Source organism: Sinosporangium siamense (assembly GCF_016863435.1).
GTDB classification, from domain to species: domain Bacteria; phylum Actinomycetota; class Actinomycetes; order Streptosporangiales; family Streptosporangiaceae; genus Sinosporangium; species Sinosporangium siamense.
In genome coordinates, this window is record NZ_BOOW01000020.1 from 168,340 (window position 1) to 184,422 (window position 16,083).

The window sequence follows — 16,083 nt, forward strand, 5'->3', positions numbered from 1 at the left end:
AAGCCCGGCGAGCGCCAGGCTTATGCGCCGGCCTGCGCCGTTGAGCGCCGGGACAACACGTAATCCGCGGCGGACGGGGGCCGGCATGAAGGCTGTGTCACGAGAGGTGTACGGAGCGACACCAATGTGTGACTTTTGGCGGTGTCTTCGGGGCAAGCGCTAGGTATTGTGGTCCTACGTGAGCACGCCACGCTTCCTTACCCTGCCAGACGGAGTCTGCCAAACGCAGGTCGAGACTTCGGTGGGAAAGTTCGCCGCCCTTGAGGCGCTTCCGGTGTCCGGCATTCCCGAGCGATGGCCCGCGCTACTGGTCCCGGGGTTGACCGGCAGCAAGGAAGACTTCATCGCGATCATGCAGTCCCTGGCCCTGTCCGGGCGCCGCATCATCGCGATCGACATGCGAGGACAGTTTGAGACGCCCGGCCCCGACGACCCCGGGGCCTACACCTGCGCGGCCCTCGGCGACGACGTCGACGAGCTGGCCGCCGTGCTCGGCGAGGGTGGACCGGTGCATCTCGTGGGCCACTCCTTCGGAGGGCTCGTCAGCCGCGAGGCGGTGATCGACGGGCGCACGAAGTTCGCGTCGTTCACGCTCATGGACGCCGGGCCGGCGGCGATCGTGGGCAGGCGTCAGGAGACCGGGCGCACGATCATCAATGAGCTGCCGCTGGGAGTGGAGCACATCTGGTCCAGCCGGCTGGAGGCCGACGCGGTGGCGGCGGGGGTGCCCGAGGAGATCGTCTGCTTTCTCCGCAAACGGCTGATGTCCAACTCCGTGACCGGGTTGACGGTCATGGCGGAAGAGGTGCTCACCGCCCGCGACCGCACCGACGAGCTGGCCGAGATCGCCGTGCCCACACTGGTGATCTACGGTGAGGGGGACGACGGCTGGCCGCCCCACATCCAGGCGGACATGGCGGGCCGCCTCAACGCCGAATGCATCGTGGTGCCGGGTGCCATGCACTCCCCCGCCGTCGAGGCGCCGGAGACGACGGCGGCGGCCCTCACCCGCTTCTGGAACGCTGCGGAGAGCCGCTACCGCACCCTCTGAGCATCGAGACCCTCTGAGCATTGAGCACGACACGATTGAGCGTCCCCCGGACCGGTCCTCGCCTGGGGGACGTTCATCGCCGGCGGAAGAGCGCCGTCAGTCGTCGTTGATGTTGAGTTTGATGCCCGCCGCCCGGGTGCCGTCGGTCAGGGGGCCCTCCGGCTTGTCCTCGGCCACGCGGGTCAGGGAGCCGCCGATCCAGTCGTCGAAGTGGCGCTCAAGGTCGCCGATCGTGGTCTCCTCGCCGTGGGTCGGCAACACCCGCGTGGCGTGGGGCAAGGTGAACAACCGGGCCCCGATGGCGGTGAGCTGGTCGGCCAGGGCGGGATATTCGCCGCCGAGGCGGCCGGGGCCGTCGGCCTGCAGCGTCTTGCCGGTGAAGACCACGCCCAGCGCCTCGCTATAGAGCGACACGCCGCCGGCGGTCACGCCGGGGGTGGCGAGGACCTCAAGCTCGACGCCGGCGACGCCGAACAGTCCCTCGTCGTCCATGTCGATGTCGGGCCAGGTCTCCGACCAGGTCTCGCGCCACAGGCGCTTGTCCTTGGGATGCAAGGCGATCACGGCCTCGTCGCGCGCGGCCACCTCGATCGCCGCTCCCACGTGGTCGGGCAGGCCGTGAGTGCAGATGACGGCGAGCGCCTCACGCTCGCCGATCTTTTCCAGGATCTCCTCGGCGTCCCTGGGGGCGTCGATGACGATGACCTCGTTGTCGTCGCCGACGATCCACGTGTTGTTTTCGACCTTGTGCTCGACGCCGTCGACGTCGACCACACCCTCGGTCACCACTCGCTCGATACGCGCTGTCACGCCACTAGACATTACCGCTGCCGCGCCCCGGATGAACTGAGCCTTTCCCGGCCCGTGCCGTACACCTCACGTGCCGTCGGTTTCCAGGCGGGTTGTGAGGGCACCGAAGGGCAGGTCGAACTCGTGTCCGTTGTCGCGGAGGTCGAGGAGGGAGAGCTGGCCGAGGGCGATGAGGCAGCCGGCGTCGGCGGGCCAGGCGACCATCCAGAGCCAGTTGCCGAGGGCCTCTCCCGCGTAGACGGCGCGGTCGGCCGCGGATTCCACCCACCACAGGGCGACTGGATGCCCCATCGCGTGGACTTTGGCGTGGGTTGTGCCCTGACCGAAGCCAGGCCCCGGATCGGGCCCTGAGAGGCCCGCGTAGGCGGCTCCGAGCCCCACTCCGGGTTCCTCGGCCACGACGAGCAGGTCCCCGGGCCCGTAGGTCACCGACGGGCCGCTGAGGGCCACGACGGAGGCGCGGGCGGCACCCTGCTCGTTCGCCACCTCGGCGAAGCCGGAGATCATCCAGTCGGCCGGAAGTGGCCAGGGCAACCACAGCGGCACCTCGGAGCGCTCCCGCAAGTGCTGGAGCGCCTCGGGGGTGGGCCTGAGGGGGGGCTGGAGGGGGAGGACGTCGCCGTGTTCGGCACATCGCCACGCGCTCGACCATGAGTTAGGAGCTTGAAGCGGTCCGAAACATCGCGGGCAGATGGGCACGGATCTCACGCCTACCTACGCTGCGTCGCCAAATCCCATACGTCAAGACCACTGCCGTTATCCAGCCGTAATATTAGCCATGTGCGGGTAAATTGCGTCGGGGCCATCATCAGCGACCGATTCGGACGCCTCCTTCTGATCAAGCGCGGCCGGCCTCCGTCCGCGGGCCTCTGGTCGTTGCCGGGCGGCCGGGTCGAGGCGGGCGAGAGCGACGCCGAGGCCGTGCGCCGGGAGATCTTCGAGGAGACCGGCCTGCGGGTGGCGGTCGGCGAACTCGCGGGCACGGTGGAGCGCCCCGGTCCCGGCGGGGTGGTCTACGTGATCCGCGACTACCTCGCCGTCGCCGCGGACGGCTCCTCCCCCACACCCGGTGACGACGCCGCCGACGCGAGGTGGTTCACGCGGGCGCAAGCCGTACGGCTGCCGCTGAGCCCCGGCCTGGCCGACGCCCTCACCGAGTGGGGGATCCTTGATCAGCCGTCGAACGAGGTGCGCCAGACCAACAAGTGATCGGCGCTGTAGGTCGTCGACCGGCCGAGTGCGATCACCTCGCCCTCCGACTCCACGACCGCGCCGAGATATTGTGTGCCCGCCCCGGCGAGGCCGTCGCCTTCCGGCATCTGCCGCTGCCAGGCGAGGCCGTCCTCGGAGATCCACGCGGCACTGTCGCCGTCTCCCGCCGCGCCGTGCCACCCGACGGCGACGAACCCGTCGGGCGCGCCGGCGACGTCCTGTACGGCGGAGGCCTCGTCGGCCGGGATCCACGCATATTCCCACGTGGAGCCGTTGTCGCCGGAGGCGGCCGAGAAGGTGCGCCGCACCCCCTGCACCTGGGCGGTGCCGATCGCGACGATCCGGCCGTCGCGCACCGCGACGTGGCGCAGACCGGCCGAGGACGCCTCGGGCGGCAGCACCCCCTTGCGCTGGGTCCACTCGGTGCCGCCTGCGGAGAGCCAGACCACGCTGTCCTCATGGGCGTTGCCGCCCGCCCCGCCGACCGCGACGAAGCCCTCGGAGGTGGCGGCGACGTCGTGGATGCGGATGTTCGTGCCGCCCGCGGGGAGCTTGCCCGCACGGGTGAACTGCCGCAGGTCGGAGGTGAACCACAGGGCCGCCGACTTGCGGCCCCCGAGCCCTCCCTCCTCCCCGGCGAGCACGTAGCCCGTCTCCCCTGCGGCCACGGCGTGCGCGGCGAGGTAGGGGAGGTCGGGCTTGGCGGCGAGCGGCCCCTCTGCGGGGATGCCGCGCCAGGTCCTGCCGTCGGCCGAGCTGACGGCCAGCACGCGGGTGTAGGCGGCGCCGCTCATGGTGCTGCCGACGGCAAGCCAGCCCTGCGGGCCGTAGGCGACGTCGGTCAGGGTCTGCTTGCCGGGGCCGGACAGGATCTGCGCGGGTCCCGCAGCCGCCCAGTCGTCCCCGCCGGTGCCGGTCCAGATGCCGGCCTCCCCCGCCGCCGAACCGACCGTGACGTAGCGGCCCTCGCCGACGGCCACCCGGTTGATCTCGCGGGCGACGCGGGTGAGCCCGGAGATCTCCTTGAGGGGCACAGAGGCCACGGGGCCGCCCTTGGCCGCCGTCATCAGGACGAGCTGGTTGTCCTTTTCGCCGGCTCGGTCGCCGCCGACCACGAGGGTTCCGCCGCCCGAGATGGTCAGGTCGCGCAGGGTCGCCTTGGGCAACTTTCCGAGGTCGGTGTGTTTGGACCAGCTCTTGCCGTTCGTGCTGGTGTGGATGACATATCGCTCCCAGCTCTTCTCGGCGATGGCCGCCACGCCCGACCCGAAGGAGGTCAGCCGGTTGACGCCGCCGCCGTCGCGGGAGAAGCCCTTGATGGAGCCGCACGATCGCCACTCGGCCCCGGAGGGCGAGCAGTAGACGCGCACGTCGCCGTCGTCGGTGCGCTGCCTGATCGGCACCAGCACGAAGGCGTCGCGGAGCGCGGCCAGCGCCCCCGGCCTCGGGGCGACGTCCGCCAGGGAGGCGCCGGTGCGCTTCCAGGTGCGCCCGCCGTCGGAGGAGCGCAGGATGATTGACGCCGAGTCGCCCTGGCCGGGCTCGGCGAGGGCGACCACCGACTTGCCTCTGGCCACCACGGCCTTGATGGTCTGGACCTTGTCGGGGCCGCCGATCTTCTTGCTGTCGATCCGGTCCCATTCGCGCCCGTCGGCGGACACCCAGGCCACGGGGGCCATCCCGCCGCCGTGCGGGGTGCCGCCCACCGCGACGAAGCCCGCCTCGGTCCTCGCGATGTCGGTGACCTGGTCGACGGGCTGGAAGACGGAGAGTCCGCGGGAGTCGGCGGCGACCCACTCCCTGCCGTCGTCGCTGCTCCAGAACCCGCGTGCCGCGGGGGCCGAGTCGGTGGGGCTCTCGCTGCTGACGGCCAGCCATTTGCCGTCGCCGCCGACGACCCGGCCGACCGTGGTCGCCGTGCCCGCCGGACCTTTCACCTTGCCGAGCCGCCAGGTGGCGCCGTTGTCGTCGGAGGTCAGGAACAGGGGCCTCGGCACGGGGCTCGTGGTGTCGCTGCCCACGGCCACGATCGTGGCGCCGTCGGAGGTGACGGCGTTGAGCACCTGGTTGGAGCCGCCCCCGCCGGAGGGCACCGCGAAGAGCCCGTCGCCCGGCCGCCCCTCGCCGGCGGCCAGCCGCAACCCTGTGGCGAAGGGCCCTACGCCCTGCCAGACGATCACACCGACGCCGGCCAGCACGATCGCGACGGCGACCAGCACGATCGGCGAGAGCGGCGTGAAGCCGCGCCGGCGCCTGCGGGTGGGCGTCGAGCGGCGTAACGCGGACGGGGGCACGGCCCGGTGAGAGCCCGGCCCCTGGCCGTCCGGCGGCGCGTTCGGGGCGAGCAGGTCGGGCCGGGTCGGACGCCCGGTCGGCGGTCCGCCCACGCGGTGCACGGGGTCTTCAGGGGGTTCAGTGGTCTTTGGGGGTTCGGGCGCCGGGGAGATGTCGCGTGAGCGCCGGGGCGACATGGGCATGGAGTACGGCTTGCGCGGCGGGCCGGAGGCCACCAGCTTGTCCGGCCGGTTGCGGACCCGCCCCGGCGGACCGCCGGGCGCGGACTCCTCGGTGCCGGCCCCGTCGCCGGTGGGGGTCCTGCCGCCCGTGGCGGGCGAGTCGTACGGCCTGCGGCGGGGGCTCGGCGAATCCGTCAGGGGGTCCTCCCTGTGGGGCGCGCCGTCGTCGTGGTGCGGCGCCGCGAACGGGGGCATGCCCCACGGGGACGCGAGCGGAACACCTCTGGCGGCTTCGCCCGCTGCGGGTCCTGGGGGGGCGTGCTGGAGTGTCGGAGGTGGTCGTTCCTCCCGGGATGACGGTGATGTGCCGTGCGGTGTCGCGCGGTCTGTGCCGCCGCCGTGCGGCGGGCTCCATCGTGAGCGCGGGTCGTGGGAGCCCGAGGCCACGCTCAGCACCTCCTCATCGGGAGCTTGCCCGGCTCGGGGGAGTCAGCCCCAAGCCGTGTTATTTGTGCAATTTTTCCCGGCATGTCAGATAACCGGTGGCATTCAGCATCTTTCATGCTCACTGCCGTAGGCCAGACAAGGATTCCTCCCACCCTAGGCCGTCCGTCGACGGCTAGCGAGATGGCATGAAATCGGCTCACGAGTACCCCAAGTGCTGGAAACGATCACATCTCCTCTCCCCTGGGGGACAGTACTCAAAGCGGGGTGTCGGCACCGGGAACGTAACGAGGGGGCGTAACTGTCCTGCATCCAGAGCAGCATGCCCGAGCGGATATTGGCGAGACCTCTCTAGGGAGATTTGCTGTATTTACCCAGAAAGCGTGGGAACGCCCCTACGGACCGCGAACCGGCAGACGAGCAGTGCAAACACACTGAGCTGCACAAATGTCCCGACAAAGTACTGCCAGGGCACAGAACCCTGGATCAGGGCGTTCTCCAGCGTGCCGGCCGCCGCACTCACCCCGAAGGCCATCACATTGTTCACCACGTGCAACGCGATTGGAGCCTCCAGGCCACCCGTGCGGACCGCGAGCCACCCCATCAGCGCACCGAACAGCAGCACGTCCACCACACCCCAGTCGGTGTAGCCGTGCAGCGAGGCGAAAATGACCGCCCCCACCAGGATGCCCGGCCACGGGGTGCGCAACACCGCCCCGAAGGCCTGAATCAGCCACCCGCGCAACGCGTATTCCTCGGCGGCGGCCTGGAACGGCACGATCAGCAGCACCACGAGGATGGCCGGCAGGAAGCTCTCCCATCCCACCCAGCCGAAAACGCCCGATGTGCTGTGCCCGGACAGGGCGAGCGCGGCCACCGACGCCACCTGCCCCAGGACCTGGGCCACCACCGCGATCAGCACGCAGATGCCCAGCCAGCGCCAGCGCACCCGGCCGGCCACCGACGACAATGTGCCCGGTGGCCGGCGCTGCACGGCCCACGCCACCAGATAGACCACGGGGAGCACCAGCGCCAGCGAGAGCAGGCTCACGGTGAGCTCGAACAGGGGGTCCCCGAAGAGCCGGCCGGAGGTCGCGGCCACCGGCACCCCGGCTATCACGGCCACCACGCTGCCCACCATGATCACCGACACCCCGACGGCCAGGAACCCGACCGCCACGAGCAGCGAGCCCACCAGCGGCCGCCACCAGGTGTTCACGGCGTTTCGCGCCATGTGATCGAACCGCGTGCCCGAGGCCGGCGCCAGAGCCCACGGACCGCGCGTCGCGGGCGGATAGTTCGGGTACGGCACGGGCCCGTGTGGCCCGCCGTACACATAGTGCCCTTGTGCGGGACTCTGCCCGTGCGCCTGCGGCGGCTGGGCGGGGTCCGTCCCGGGGGGCTGCCAGTGCTGATTCGACCCGTCCATGCCCCTATTGTCCAGCTTTGCCCCTCATGCTCATGCCGTACCCGCAGGTCAGGCGGTGGGCGGCGTAAAGGAACCGGTCCTGGCGAGCCCCGCGGCCCGCCCCTTGGCGGCGACGACGAGAGCCATCTTGCGCGACGCCTCGTCGATCATCTCGTCGCCCAGCATGACGGCGCCTCGCCGTTCGATCGTCGTGTAGTAGTCGTAAGCGTCGAGCACCAGCTCGGCGTGATCGTAGTCCTCCTGCGACGGGGAGAACACCTCGTTGGCGGCCTCGATCTGCCCCGGATGCAGCACCCACTTGCCGTCGAACCCCAGCGCCGCCGCCCGGCCCGCCACCCGCCTGAAGCCGTCGACGTCGTGGATCTGGAGGTAAGGTCCGTCGACGGCCTGCAGGTCGTGACTGCGGGCGGCCATGAGAATGCGCATCAGGATGTAGTGATAGGCGTCGCCCTCGGTGTATCCGGGCGGCTGCTCCCCCACGACCAGCGTGCGCATGTTGATCGACGCCATGAAGTCGGCCGGGCCGAACACCAGCGTCTCCAAGCGCGGCGACGAGGCCGCGATGTCGTCGATGCGCACCAGGCCCTTGGCGTTCTCGATCTGCGCCTCGATCCCGATGCGGCCCACCGGCAGGCCCACGGCCCGCTCGATCTGCGTGAGCAGAGTGTCGAGCCACGTCACCGCGGAGGGGTCCTGCACCTTGGGCAGCATGACGCAGTGCAGCCGGTCGCCCGCGCCCTCCACGACCTCGATCACATCGCGGTAGGCCCACGGCGTGGTCACGTCGTTGACCCGCACCACCACAGTCTTGCCCGACCAGTCGCCCTCGCGCAGGGCTGCCACGACGTTCTTGCGCGCGTCCTCCTTGGCGAGGGGGGCAACCGAGTCCTCAAGATCCAGAAAGACCTCGTCGGCGGCCAGGCCCTGGGCCTTGGCGAGGAAACGGGGATTGCTGCCGGGCACCGCGAGACACGACCGTCGGGAACGCATGCCCCCACGCTACTGGCCCCCTACCGGCTCGGCCTCTATGGGGATCCCCCACAAAGCAAGGCCTCCGTTGTTGGCGTCGACCTCTTACGACTCGTCTCGACCCCATCCGGAGAATGGACACGAAGTACGAATGGAGAACACCATGGCCAACATCTCCGCAGTCGGCAAAACCGCCGTACTGTCCGACCTCCTGCCCGGGAGCCGCGTCCGCGACGCGATCCTCGTCGTCGGCGCCGCCCTCCTCACCGGCGCGGCCGCGCAGGTCAGCTTCCTCATCCCGGGAACCCCCGTCCCGGTCACACTCCAGACCTTCGCCGCCCTGTTCGCCGGCGCCGCCCTCGGTTTCCCCCGGGCCTTCCTCGGCATGTCGCTCTACCTCGTCCTCGGCCAGCTCGGCGTGCCGTGGCTCGCCCCCGAGGGCGGCAACGCCACCCTCGGATACGTCGTCGGCTTCATCCTGGCCGCCAGCGTCGTGGGAGCGCTTTCCCAGCGCGGAGGCGACCGCACCCCGCTGCGCACCATCGCCACGATGGCGCTCGGCACCCTGCTCATCTACGCCGCGGGTGTGCCGTGGCTGATGGTCGCCACCGGATCCGACCTCGGCGGCGCCATCGCGGACGGCATGGTGCCCTTCCTCCTGGCCGACACCCTCAAGATCCTTGTCGCCGCGGGAGTGCTCCCCCTCGCGTGGAAGCTCGCCGGCCGGCGCTGACGCCGGCCGATGTACGGCTCGTGCCCCCGTGGCGCGAGCCGTACATTTGTCTTGTGATCGTGATCGAAGAGGGCGCCAAGAAGTCGAGCGTCCTGTGGATCTCCCTGCCGGGCTCCACCCGGCCCAGGCTCGCCTGGCACACGTGGCACGACGGCGCGATCTACGTCGTGTGCGGCGGCGCCGAGCAGCCCCTGCCCGGCCTCGCCGAGGCGGCCAGGGTGCGGGTGACCCTGCGCAGCAAGGACAACGGCTCGGCGCTCACCGAGTTCGACGCCGCCGTCGAGGTGGTCGACCAGGCCACGGCCCCCGAGGCCGTCGCCGCCCTCGCCAAGGACCGCCTCAACGCCCCAGACGCCGCCACCCTGACCGATCGCTGGGCGGCGACCGTCACGGTGGTACGGCTGACGCCCGCCTCTTAGCGCGTCGCCGGACCGTTCAGGTCTCGGCCCGGCCCTCCGGCTGTGCCCCCCACACGGAGAACGTCGGCCGCTCACGCTGCCTGGGATCCCACCCCGAGCAGAAGACGAACCCCTTCACGCTGCCCGCCAGCGCCAGTTTGAGGTGTCCTTCACCGATGCTGACCAGTTCCCGGAAGTCCTCCCGCTTGCCGTGCTCTCGCACCCATTTGGACTCCATGCTGTGTTCCGGCCCGCCACGCGGCATGCACTCCTTGATGAACGCCTCCTGTTCGGGTGTGTTGTCCGGCAGCACGATCGTGGAGAGCGGGTCCCGCGTGGTCACGGCGTCGGTTGGCGCCTCCGACAAGCCGACCGGCACCGCGACCGCCACTGACGCGGCGGCAGCACGGCGGCCAGCCATGTCGCACGGCGGCGTGTTCTCCCTCGGCGGATCGCCCCTCTGGCCAGCACCAGCGGGTCGGCGGGCCGGGCGCGCGCCGCGACGCCTCGGGGTTGCCGCGGATTCCTCTCCAGCGGGTGGCCGTCTTGGCCAGCGCCGTCTGCAGCAGGTCCTCGGCCTCGTGCTGATCACCGGTCAGCACGTAGGCCAGCCTTAAGAGGCTGTCGGACCGCGCCACCACGAACTCCGTGAACGCGGTCTCGTCGTCGGGTCTCACAAATGGGCTCCTCGTGTCTCCCCCGTTGAGACGGAGCCCATTGCCGAAAACTATGGCGTGCTTTCAGGAGGTGTCGTTCAGGGGCGTGGTCCGGCACGGCGGGGCGCTCTCAGGTGAAGGCACGGCCGTCTCCAGCGGGGCGGGGCCTTCTCAGGTGGGGGCGCCGGCCATCTCCGGCACGGGGGGCGCCGTCACCGGGCTCGGCCGTACGACGGCGGTCTGGGCGATGAGGGCGCCGGCCAGGACGATGAGACCGCCGAGGATCTGGTGGAGGCCGAGGGCCTCGCCGAGGAGGACGAAGGCGGCGAGGGAGCCCGCGATCACCTCGAGGGAGGCGACCGTGGAGCCGACCGCGGCCGAGAGGCGGCGGAGGGCGACGATGCTGGTCAGGTAGGCGATGACGGTCGCGCCGAGCACCAGCGCCGCGAAGGGGACGAGCGCCGGCAGGGTCGTGGTGCCCACGGTGGCGGTGCCGCCGAGCCGCTCCCAGGGGATGTTCCACGGCTGGGAGATCGGGATCAGGACCGTCGCCGCCCCGATCAGGCCCCAGGCGACGAGGCCGAAGGGGTCGATCTCATCCGCGAAGCTATCGCTGAGCAGGAAATATCCGGCGCAGCAGGCGGCGGCCCCCAGCGCGAGCAACAATCCCAGGGCGTCGATCTTCAGCCCGGCCCACACCTCCACCACGATCGCGAGCCCTGCCACGGCGATGAGGGCCCCGGCGAACGCGGCGAGCGGTAGCCGTACCTTCCTCACGAAACGCACCCAGAACACGACGGCCACCGGCGAGGTGTACTCGATCAGGAGTGTCACCCCGACCGGAAGCCGGGTGAGGGCGAGGAAGAAGAGCGCCTGCATGCCGGCCACCGCCACGGCGGCGTAGAGGGCGAAATGCGGGAGGCTCTTGCGGGGTATGCGGAGTGCGCGCGGCCGGAAGACCGCCAGGGCCGCCATGAGGATCAGCCCGGCCGCCGCCATGCGCATCCACACGGCTTCCAGCGGGGCGAAGCCCGCCGCGCCGAGGAACTTCGCCGTCGGGCCGGACAACGAGAAGCAGACCACGGACACGAGGGCGACGGCGAGCCCGCCCCTCCGGCCGGCGACACCAAGCATCAACCCACGTCTCCCGTAATGAGCATTTATCAGCTTTGATGCTGTCACAGGTGGTCGAATGCCAGCAATGCGGTATCAGCCGGTGAGATCGGGGGCCAGGGGGTGGCCTGGAGCGGCTGTCCGATTACCCTGCGAATGTGAGGATCTTCGTAGCTCGGTTGCCCGGGACTCCGGTCTTCGACCCGGCCGGAGACCAGATCGGGCGTGTCCGCGACGTCGTCGTCGCCCTGCGCGGCAGGGTGCCCCCACCTGTTCACGGCTTCGTCGTCGAGGTGCAACCTCGCAGAAGGGTGTTCCTTCCGATCACCCGGGTACGGAGCATCGAAGCCGGTTCACTCATCTTCAGCGGCGCGATCAACATGCGAAGGTTCGAGCTACGCGCCACCGAGACACTCGTGATCGGGGAAATGCTCGACCTGGAGGTCGAGGTGTCCGGAGAAACAGGGGGCAAGCGGATGAGAGTGCACGACCTGGCCATGGAGCAGGTCCGCCCGTCCGACTGGCAACTCACCAAGGTCGCCGTGATCAAGGCCGGGCGCGGCTTCCGGCGCCGCGGCGAGACACGCGTGCTCGACTGGCACGAGGTCGCCGGCTTCGGCGTAATCCAGGCCGACCAGGACGCCGCCGCCCTCATCGCCGCCTTCGAGTCCCTGCGCGCCGCCGACCTCGCCAGCGCCCTGCACTCCCTGCCCGACAAACGCCGCTCCGAGGTCGCTCTCGCCCTCGACGACGAGCGCCTCGCCGACGTCCTCGAGGAGATGCCGGAGCGCGACCAGATCGACATCGTCGGCCGGCTCTCCCCCGAACGCGCCGCGGACGTCCTCGAGGCCATGGACCCCGACGACGCCGCCGACCTCCTCCAGGACCTCCCCGGTCACCAGGCCGAAGCCCTCCTGGCCCTGATGGAGCCCAGCGAGGCCGCCCCCCTGCGCCGCCTCCTCACCTACGACGAGAACACCGCGGGCGGCATGATGACCAGCGAACCCGTCATCTTCCCGCCCACCGCCACCGTCGCCGACGCCCTCGCCCACATCCGCCAGCGCGACCTCACCCCCTCCATCGCCGCCCAGGTCTACGTCACCAGGCCGCCCACCGAGACCCCCAGCGGCACCTACCTCGGCGTCGCCCACTTCCAGCGCCTCCTGCGCGACCCTCCCTCCACACTTCTCGGGCGCGTCCTCGACGAATCCGTCGACCCCATCCGCCCGGAGTTCGTCCTCTCCGAAGTCGCCGTCGCGCTCGCGAACTACAACCTCATGGCCGTCCCCGTGGTCGACGAACTCGGCCGCCTCCTCGGCGCCGTCACCGTCGACGACGTGCTCGACCACCTGCTCCCCGCCGACTGGCGCGAACGCGGCGGAGGCATCCACCGTGGCTGAACGTCTCGACCAACCCCGCGCCGCCCGCCGCACCCTCGTCGGCCCCCACTACGACCCCGAAGCCTTCGGCCAGCTCTCCGAACGCATCGCACGCTTCCTCGGCACGGCGCGGTTCCTCGTCTATATGACCGGGATGATCTTCCTGTGGGTCGTGTGGAACAGCCTCGCCCCCGAGCTCCTGCGCTTCGACCCGTATCCGTTCATCTTCCTGACCCTGGTCCTGTCCCTCCAGGCCTCCTACGCGGCCCCCCTGATCCTCCTGGCCCAGAACCGCCAGGCCGACCGCGACCGCGTTACCTACGAACAGGACCGCACGGCGGCCGACCGCAACCGGGCCGAGATCGAATACCTCACCCGGGAGATCGCCGGCCTCCGCCTGGCCCTGAGCGAGGTCGCCACCCGCGACTTCATCCGCTCCGAACTCCAACGCCTCACCGAGGAACGCGAAGACCGCACCCCGTGACGCCCGACGCGCTGTGGACAACTCCGATCCGCTGCGGAATGTTGGCTTCGCCAAGACCGACAACAATGCGGCAGGACGTCGACTGGTCGACGTCGTGGGCGGTAACGGATTCCGGACCGGGCGGCCTCCGGCTCAGGACATAACCGTAATCGGATATCCCGCCCTGAGCCCTTACCCCGGCAATCGCCGGCATTCCTGCCGAGGCCGCACCTCGGTCTTCAACGACGACCGGATCGTCGTCAACTGCCGGCTCACGGCGGGCTTGAACGGTGGCTCTGGGGTGACCGAGTTCAACAGCGGCAGGGGCACCGGCTACATCAACGGCACCTCGATCGGCCGGGACGCGACACGCTGGGCAAGTCCGTACTTTGACGAGTTCGGCTGGGATCTTTACGTCTACGCCGACAATCTGTAACAAGCCGTACCGTATCGGTTCCCGCCCCGCCACCTGGGGGCCGATGCGGGGGCACAGGCCACGGGGACGGCTTCCGCCGTACGGTTTCCGAGAGCATGGACCGGATGCGGATTCGGCATACCTCCTCTGGGTTCATACCATGGACTCATGGCACCTTCCCCGGAACAGGTGACAGCCGCGCTCGCAACGGTCAATGACCCCGAGATCCGTCGGCCGATCACTGAGCTTGACATGGTCAAGAGCGTTGACATCACCCCCGACGGGTTGGTGCGTGTAGGGATCTACCTCACGGTCGCCGGCTGTCCGATGCGTGACAGGATCACCCGCGACGTCACCGAAGCCGTCACCAGAGTCGGCGGTGTGGCGGGCGTGCAGGTCGAGCTCGACGTCATGAGCACCGAGCAACGCAAGACCCTCCAGACGAAGCTGCGTGGCAACCGCGGCCCCGAGAAGGAGATCCCGTTCGCCAAGCCCGGCTCGCTGACCCGCGTGTTCGCGGTGGCGAGCGGCAAGGGCGGCGTCGGCAAGTCGTCGGTCACGGTCAACCTGGCCGCGGCGATGGCCGCCGACGGCCTCAAGGTCGGTGTGGTCGACGCCGACATCTACGGCCACTCGGTGCCCCGCATGCTCGGCGTGTCGGAGCGGCCGACCAAGGTCGAAGACATGATCATGCCGCCGGTGGCGCACGACATCAAGGTCATCTCGGTGGGCATGTTCAAGCCGGAGGGCAACAGCGCCGTGGTGTGGCGTGGCCCGATGCTGGACCGTGCGCTGCACCAGTTCCTCGCTGACGTCTACTGGGGCGATCTGGACATCCTGCTGATGGACCTGCCGCCGGGCACCGGCGACATCGCGATCTCCGTGGCGCAGCGCATGCCGACGGCGGAGATCCTGGTCGTGACGACGCCGCAGATGGCATCCGCCGAGGTGGCGGAGCGGGCGGGCTCGATCGCGGCGCAGACCCACCAGCAGATCGCCGGCGTGATCGAGAACATGGCCTGGCTCCCCTGCCCCCACTGCGACGAGCGCATCTCGGTCTTCGGCGAGGGCGGCGGCCAGACGGTCGCCGACGCGCTGACCCGCACGCTAGGCACCCGGGTGCCGCTGCTCGGCCAGGTGCCGATCGACATGCGCCTGCGCGAAGGCGGCGACGAGGGCAAACCGCTCGTGCTGACCGACCCCGACGCTCCCGCGGCGGCCGAGTTGCGCCGCATCGCCGAGGGGCTGAGCAGGCGGTCCAGCAGCCTCAAGGGCATGCAGCTCGGCCTGGCCCCCACCGGCCGGGGCTGATCCCCTCCGCCGCGCCTATCAAGCCCTGTCATGAAGCAAGGCCCGAGCCGTCCGGCTCGGGCCTTGCTTCGTGCTTCGCGCTTCGTGCTTTGACGCTTGTGGCGCGGCTCAGAGCGCCGCTCAGGTGGCCTCAGGGTCGTAGGGAGGCACTTGCCCATAGTCGAGGTCATCAGCGCCTGAGAGGGCATATGACGGCGTATAGGGCGGATCGTACGGAGGAGTCGACGTGGACGTGGTGCGGAAGTCGTCCTCAATGTCGGTCAGCAGGTGCTTGCGCACGAAGTTCTTGGGGTTGAGGTCGGAAGGGTCGAAATCCGCGAACTCCGGCCCCAGGCCGGACCGCAGGTCGTCCTTGGCCGACATCGCCATACGCCGCAGCTTGCGCAGACCCTTCCCCGCCTGCGCGGCGGCCTCGGGCAGCTTCTCCGGCCCGAAGACCAAGAGCGCGATGATCACCAGCGCCCCGATCTCCAACAAACCGAGGTTCAACACCGCGTTCTCCTACCGCCACTAGTCGCCGAGGTGGCCTGAGGACACACAGCCCCCCCATCGGATTCAGACTAACGCCCCAACAGGACAGACGCACCCACGCAAACCCGCCACCCCACCCCGGCCCCTCAGCCCGCCGCGAACACCCGGTACGGCACGGTCCCCTGAGGCAGCACCGTCCAACCGGGAGCCCCTCCCACCCCCCCTCGTCACCCCAGGCACACGCCGAACTCCCGATCTCCAACCAGGTAAAACCCGGCGGCGCCCACCGGGGATGAAACGGCCCGCCTGACGCTCTTGGCCACCTCCGCCCAGTCGCCTAGGACCAGTCGAGCGTGTGCCACACAAACCTTGCAGGACCGGTCGCTGGGTAGCTCGGAGCCCCCTACCGCACCGCCGGGTGCACCCACCGGACGCAAGCTGTACAACCCGAGACCGGTCCCCTCCGGGCCAGGCGCCGGACGGGATGCGCTTGGCGGAGGCGTAGGTCCCCGAACCCCGAGACCGGTCCCCTCCGGGCCGCAGAGCGGCGGGATGCGCCTGATGGCGAAGCCGGACCAGAGGGCAGGCGGATATGGGCCTGGCGGAGGCCCTGGGACGCCGGTGCGCCCACCGGGCGCAAGCTGTACGCCCCAAACCGGTCCCCCCCAGGCCACGGGGCGGCGGGATGCGCCTGATGGCGGAGCCGGACCAGAGGGCAGGCGGACATGCGCTCGATGGAGGAGCCAGGCCGGGAGGCGGGCGGGCATGCTCCT

General features: G+C 70.2%; 16 protein-coding genes. 8 read left to right on the plus strand and 8 right to left on the minus strand.

Annotated features, from left to right (window positions below; translation table 11 throughout):
- The first annotated feature begins 178 nt into the window (after positions 1-178).
- The gene (locus Ssi02_RS16130) at positions 179-1,051 is read left to right on the plus strand and encodes an alpha/beta fold hydrolase (protein WP_204026312.1); all 873 of its coding nucleotides are present in this window, start codon (positions 179-181) and stop codon (positions 1,049-1,051) included.
- Positions 1,052-1,147: 96 nt separating this feature from the next.
- Here Ssi02_RS16130 and Ssi02_RS16135 read toward each other — a convergent pair whose 3' ends face one another.
- On the minus strand, positions 1,148-1,861 hold the full coding sequence (locus Ssi02_RS16135; RefSeq protein ID WP_204026314.1) for an MBL fold metallo-hydrolase: 714 nt from the start codon (positions 1,859-1,861) through the stop codon (positions 1,148-1,150).
- A 66-nt stretch (positions 1,862-1,927) separates the two neighbouring features.
- Positions 1,928-2,569, minus strand: coding sequence for a DUF6758 family protein (locus tag Ssi02_RS16140; RefSeq protein WP_204026316.1), 642 nt, complete (start codon positions 2,567-2,569; stop codon positions 1,928-1,930).
- 72 nt (positions 2,570-2,641) lie between these two features.
- Here Ssi02_RS16140 and Ssi02_RS16145 point away from each other — a divergent pair, with 72 nt between their 5' ends.
- Positions 2,642-3,070 (plus strand): NUDIX hydrolase, encoded by a 429-nt coding sequence (locus Ssi02_RS16145; RefSeq protein ID WP_204026318.1) that lies wholly within the window; start codon positions 2,642-2,644, stop codon positions 3,068-3,070.
- Here Ssi02_RS16145 and Ssi02_RS16150 read toward each other — a convergent pair.
- From Ssi02_RS16150 to Ssi02_RS16160, 3 genes are all read right to left on the minus strand, one after another.
- Positions 3,034-5,784 carry a hypothetical protein gene (locus Ssi02_RS16150; protein WP_204026320.1) on the minus strand — a complete coding sequence of 917 codons (2,751 nt, stop codon included), beginning with the start codon at positions 5,782-5,784 and terminating at the stop codon, positions 3,034-3,036. The two genes, Ssi02_RS16145 and Ssi02_RS16150, sit on opposite strands and share 37 nt — an antisense overlap.
- A 559-nt stretch (positions 5,785-6,343) precedes the next feature.
- Entirely contained in the window at positions 6,344-7,402 is a 1,059-nt protein-coding gene (locus tag Ssi02_RS16155; RefSeq protein WP_204026322.1) for a CPBP family intramembrane glutamic endopeptidase, read from the minus strand.
- A 48-nt stretch (positions 7,403-7,450) separates the two neighbouring features.
- Positions 7,451-8,392: an HpcH/HpaI aldolase/citrate lyase family protein gene (locus Ssi02_RS16160; RefSeq protein WP_204026324.1), complete on the minus strand. Its 942-nt coding sequence runs from the start codon at positions 8,390-8,392 to the stop codon at positions 7,451-7,453.
- 142 nt (positions 8,393-8,534) lie between these two features.
- Here Ssi02_RS16160 and Ssi02_RS16165 point away from each other — a divergent pair, with 142 nt between their 5' ends.
- Complete coding sequence (locus Ssi02_RS16165) at positions 8,535-9,104, plus strand: biotin transporter BioY (protein WP_204026326.1); 570 nt, start codon at positions 8,535-8,537, stop codon at positions 9,102-9,104.
- Positions 9,080-9,523, plus strand: a complete 444-nt coding sequence (locus Ssi02_RS16170) for a hypothetical protein (protein ID WP_239128953.1) — start codon at positions 9,080-9,082, stop codon at positions 9,521-9,523. Before Ssi02_RS16165 ends, Ssi02_RS16170 begins: the two co-directional genes overlap by 25 nt.
- Positions 9,524-9,539: 16 nt before the next feature.
- Here the strand turns inward: Ssi02_RS16170 and Ssi02_RS16175 are convergent, their stop codons facing one another.
- Positions 9,540-9,869: a hypothetical protein gene (locus Ssi02_RS16175; protein ID WP_204026328.1), complete on the minus strand. Its 330-nt coding sequence runs from the start codon at positions 9,867-9,869 to the stop codon at positions 9,540-9,542.
- A gap of 460 nt (positions 9,870-10,329) precedes the next feature.
- Entirely contained in the window at positions 10,330-11,292 is a 963-nt protein-coding gene (locus Ssi02_RS16180; RefSeq protein ID WP_204026330.1) for an EamA family transporter, read from the minus strand.
- 158 nt (positions 11,293-11,450) lie between these two features.
- Between Ssi02_RS16180 and Ssi02_RS16185 the strand changes: the two genes are divergently transcribed.
- The 4 genes from Ssi02_RS16185 (at position 11,451) to Ssi02_RS16200 (ending at position 14,839) form a co-directional block, all read left to right on the plus strand.
- Complete coding sequence (locus Ssi02_RS16185) at positions 11,451-12,671, plus strand: magnesium transporter MgtE N-terminal domain-containing protein (protein WP_239128954.1); 1,221 nt, start codon at positions 11,451-11,453, stop codon at positions 12,669-12,671.
- Positions 12,664-13,134 carry a DUF1003 domain-containing protein gene (locus tag Ssi02_RS16190; RefSeq protein ID WP_204026331.1) on the plus strand — a complete coding sequence of 157 codons (471 nt, stop codon included), beginning with the start codon at positions 12,664-12,666 and terminating at the stop codon, positions 13,132-13,134. The genes Ssi02_RS16185 and Ssi02_RS16190 overlap by 8 nt, the downstream gene beginning before the upstream one ends.
- A gap of 13 nt (positions 13,135-13,147) precedes the next feature.
- Positions 13,148-13,549 carry a hypothetical protein gene (locus tag Ssi02_RS16195; protein ID WP_204026332.1) on the plus strand — a complete coding sequence of 134 codons (402 nt, stop codon included), beginning with the start codon at positions 13,148-13,150 and terminating at the stop codon, positions 13,547-13,549.
- 147 nt (positions 13,550-13,696) lie between these two features.
- The gene (locus tag Ssi02_RS16200; protein WP_204026333.1) at positions 13,697-14,839 is read left to right on the plus strand and encodes an Mrp/NBP35 family ATP-binding protein; all 1,143 of its coding nucleotides are present in this window, start codon (positions 13,697-13,699) and stop codon (positions 14,837-14,839) included.
- A 120-nt stretch (positions 14,840-14,959) separates the two neighbouring features.
- Here Ssi02_RS16200 and Ssi02_RS16205 read toward each other — a convergent pair whose 3' ends face one another.
- Positions 14,960-15,331, minus strand: a complete 372-nt coding sequence (locus tag Ssi02_RS16205) for a sec-independent translocase (protein WP_239128955.1) — start codon at positions 15,329-15,331, stop codon at positions 14,960-14,962.
- Positions 15,332-16,083 lie beyond the last annotated feature (752 nt).

Excerpts from the sequence above, each read along its gene's own strand:
- Ssi02_RS16150 (WP_204026320.1), bottom strand. The coding sequence starts at position 5,784 with ATGCCCCCGTTCGCGGCGCCGCACCACGACGACGGCGCGCCCCACAGG.
- Ssi02_RS16155 (WP_204026322.1), bottom strand. The coding sequence starts at position 7,402 with ATGGACGGGTCGAATCAGCACTGGCAGCCCCCCGGGACGGACCCCGCC.
- Ssi02_RS16160 (WP_204026324.1), bottom strand. The coding sequence starts at position 8,392 with ATGCGTTCCCGACGGTCGTGTCTCGCGGTGCCCGGCAGCAATCCCCGT.
- Ssi02_RS16165 (WP_204026326.1), top strand. The coding sequence starts at position 8,535 with ATGGCCAACATCTCCGCAGTCGGCAAAACCGCCGTACTGTCCGACCTC.
- Ssi02_RS16180 (WP_204026330.1), bottom strand. The coding sequence starts at position 11,292 with ATGCTTGGTGTCGCCGGCCGGAGGGGCGGGCTCGCCGTCGCCCTCGTG.
- Ssi02_RS16200 (WP_204026333.1), top strand. The coding sequence starts at position 13,697 with ATGGCACCTTCCCCGGAACAGGTGACAGCCGCGCTCGCAACGGTCAAT.